This is a genomic window from Mycetocola sp. (assembly GCF_046716805.1).
Classification (GTDB): Bacteria; Actinomycetota; Actinomycetes; order Actinomycetales; family Microbacteriaceae; genus Mycetocola_A.
In genome coordinates, this window is sequence record NZ_JBKJWH010000069.1 from 1 (window position 1) to 2,913 (window position 2,913).

The window sequence follows — 2,913 nt, forward strand, 5'->3', positions numbered from 1 at the left end:
GCGTGATCTTGGTGTCGCCACCCTTCGCTGCTGTCGTAATTGTTCCCAGGGCCGTGGCATCCGGGAAAGTTTCCGTCTTCACCATCTCAGCGACGATCGCCGTCTTGGCGTTGCCGATCGCCGACTCGACGGCGCTGCCCTTGGCCTGCTCCTGCTGGCCCAGGAAGATCGGGATGGCGATAGCGGCGAGGATGCCGATGATGATGACGACGACGAGGAGCTCGATGAGCGTGAATCCCTTTTCGTCGTTTTCGAGGCGGGCCTTTTTGGCCGCGAGAGAGCGAGTGACTGCTGCAAACATAAGTTTTCCATCCTGTAAGAGTGTTGACAGGTGGCCCCTCATATTTAGCCCCCTACTCGAATTGTAGGGGTAGCCGGTGAACGCGCCGCACCCCCAGTAGCCGTGGCACCCCTGCGGGGGGACTACTCGACGAGGGTGAAGATGTTGAAGATCGGCAGGTAGAGCGCGACGATCATTCCGCCGAGCACGACGCCCATGAAGGCAATCATCAGCGGCTCGATCAGGGCCGTCAGCTGCTGGGTCGTCGACTCGACCTCCTGGTCGTAGAAGTCGGCGATCTTCGCGAGCATCGTCTCGAGCGACCCGGCATCCTCACCGACGGAGATCATCTGGGTGACCATCGACGGAAAGACCGGCTCCTGCGACAACGGTCCGGCGATGGTCTGGCCTTGGCGCACGGACTCCTGCACCTGGACGAGGGCCCTCTCGATGACCCAGTTACCGGACGTCGAACCGACGATGGTGAGCGCCTGCAGGATGGGCACACCGGCGGTCATCATGGTCGAGAAGTTGCGGCTGAATCGCGCGATGGCGATCTTGGTCATCAGCGCCCCGAACACGGGCAGCTTGAGCTTGATCGGGTCGACGACCTTGCGCACCCGCTCGCTGTGCCGGTTCTTGCCCCACCAGATCGAGAAGACGATGACGACGACGAGGAGGACCGGGCCGAGCCACACCATGATCGCTGACAGCCAGACGAGTACCTGCGTCGGCAGCGGCAACTGGCCGCCCAGGCCTTCGAACATCGTCTTGAACACCGGGACGATGAAGATGAGCATGCCGACGACACCGAGCAGAGCCATGATCAGGACAACGACGGGGTAGGTCATGGCGGACTTGATCGTCCCGCGAAGCTTGACTTCCTTCTCGTAGTTCTCGGCGACGGCTTCGAGGGAGTCCTCGAGGAATCCGCCGGTTTCGCCGGCACGGACGAGGTTGATCATCAGCGGCGGGAAGATGACCGGATGCTTCGCGAGGGTCGCCGAGAGCGAGGCACCGGACTCCACTTCGATCCGCACCTGGTCGAGTGTCTTGCCGAGCGTCGGGTTCTCGCTCTGCTCGGTGAGGATGCTCAGCGTCCGGAGCAGCGACAGGCCGGCGGAGATCATCGTCGCCATCTGGCGGCTCATCACCGCCAGGTCCTTCAGACCGACCTTCTTCTCAAACAGGCCACCGAAGGAGATCTCGCGATTCAGGCCTGTGCCGGCTGGCGCTTCATCGATGGCGGTCGGTGCGATTCCCATTGATCGCAACCGCGCTGCGACGGCGCCTTCGGAGGGCCCGTCCAACCGGCCTTTGACTGTTTTGCCGGCCGCGTTTTTGCCTTTGTAAGTCCAGGCCGGGGTCGTCGTCACCTACTGCCCCTTGCCCGAGAAGGCGTCGCCGAAGTCGATTTCACCAGCCGGCATCATGGTCTCCGCGCTGCCGCTGGAGCTCACCCGGCGGATCAGCTGGTCGAGGGCTTCGACGTCGTGCGCCTTCTCCTCGGCGGCTACCCGAGTGATCTTTCCGGCGTTGACGAGGTCGGCGAGGTGTTGATCCATGGTGTGCATACCGAGGGCACGGCCTGCCTGCATGGACGACGCGATCTGGTAGGTCTTGCCCTCGCGGATGAGGTTCGCGATCGCCGATGTCGTCATGAGCACCTCGGTGGCGACGACGCGACCGCCGCCGATCTTCTTGACGAGGGTCTGGCAGACGACACCCTGCAAGGTGGCGGCAAGCTGCGCACGAACCTGTCCCTGCTGGTGCGGCGGAAAGACGTCGATGACACGGTCGATCGTTTGGGCGGCATCCTGCGTGTGCAGGGTGGCGAAGACCAGGTGACCGGTCTCAGCCGCCGTGAGTGCCACCGAGATGGTCTCGAGGTCGCGAAGCTCGCCGATGAGGATGACGTCGGGGTCCTGGCGGAGCACGTGCTTCAGCGCAGCGGCGAAGCTGTGCGTGTCGTGGCCGACCTCGCGCTGGTTGACGAGCGACTTCTGGTGGGTGTGCAGAAACTCGATCGGGTCTTCGACCGTCATGATGTGATCGGCGCGGGTGCGGTTGACGAGGTCGACGAGCGACGCGAGTGTCGTCGACTTGCCGGAACCGGTCGGGCCGGTGACGAGGACGAGGCCGCGGGCAAGCTCAGCGAACCGGGCGACCGAAGCGGGTACACCGAGGTCCTTCAGCGGCTTGATCTCCTGAGGAATCAATCGGAACGCGCCACCGATGGAGTCCCGCTGCAGGTAGTAGTTGACGCGGAAGCGAGCCCCTCCTGTCGTGTACGCGAAGTCAAGCTCCAGGTTCTTCTCGAAGTGCTCGCGCTGCTCTGGGGTGAGGATGCTGTGAAGCGCTGAGGACACCTTGTCGCGGGCCCACGGGGTCGATCCCGGAATGGGGCGAAGTCCACCGTCCAGACGGATGCTCGGTGCGGCGCCGGTGGTGATGTGCAGGTCAGACGCACTGAGGTCGAGCACGAGGGCGAGGGCCTCGAGCAGGTCTGGGTCGGGCCCAGCCTGCCCGCGCGCCCTTCTGGCCGAAGGAACGGCGTCATCAGAGGGTGACGACGACGGCGCGAAGGATTCAGTTGCGGGCGCGGGGGCTACGGCGTCGCCGAAACCTGGAGC

3 protein-coding genes are annotated in these 2,913 nt (G+C 64.1%); all 3 read right to left on the reverse strand.

The window, feature by feature from the left end:
• The coding region (locus ACLQ62_RS05600; protein ID WP_411720677.1) for a type II secretion system protein at window positions 1-301 on the reverse strand (301 nt) is incomplete at its 3' end.
• Between the two features lie 122 nt (window positions 302-423).
• A complete protein-coding gene (locus tag ACLQ62_RS05605) occupies window positions 424-1,656 on the reverse strand; it encodes a type II secretion system F family protein (RefSeq protein ID WP_411720678.1) in 1,233 nt (410 codons plus the stop codon).
• The gene (locus ACLQ62_RS05610; protein ID WP_411720679.1) at window positions 1,657-2,784 is read right to left on the reverse strand and encodes a type IV pilus twitching motility protein PilT; all 1,128 of its coding nucleotides are present in this window, start codon (window positions 2,782-2,784) and stop codon (window positions 1,657-1,659) included.
• Window positions 2,785-2,913 lie beyond the last annotated feature (129 nt).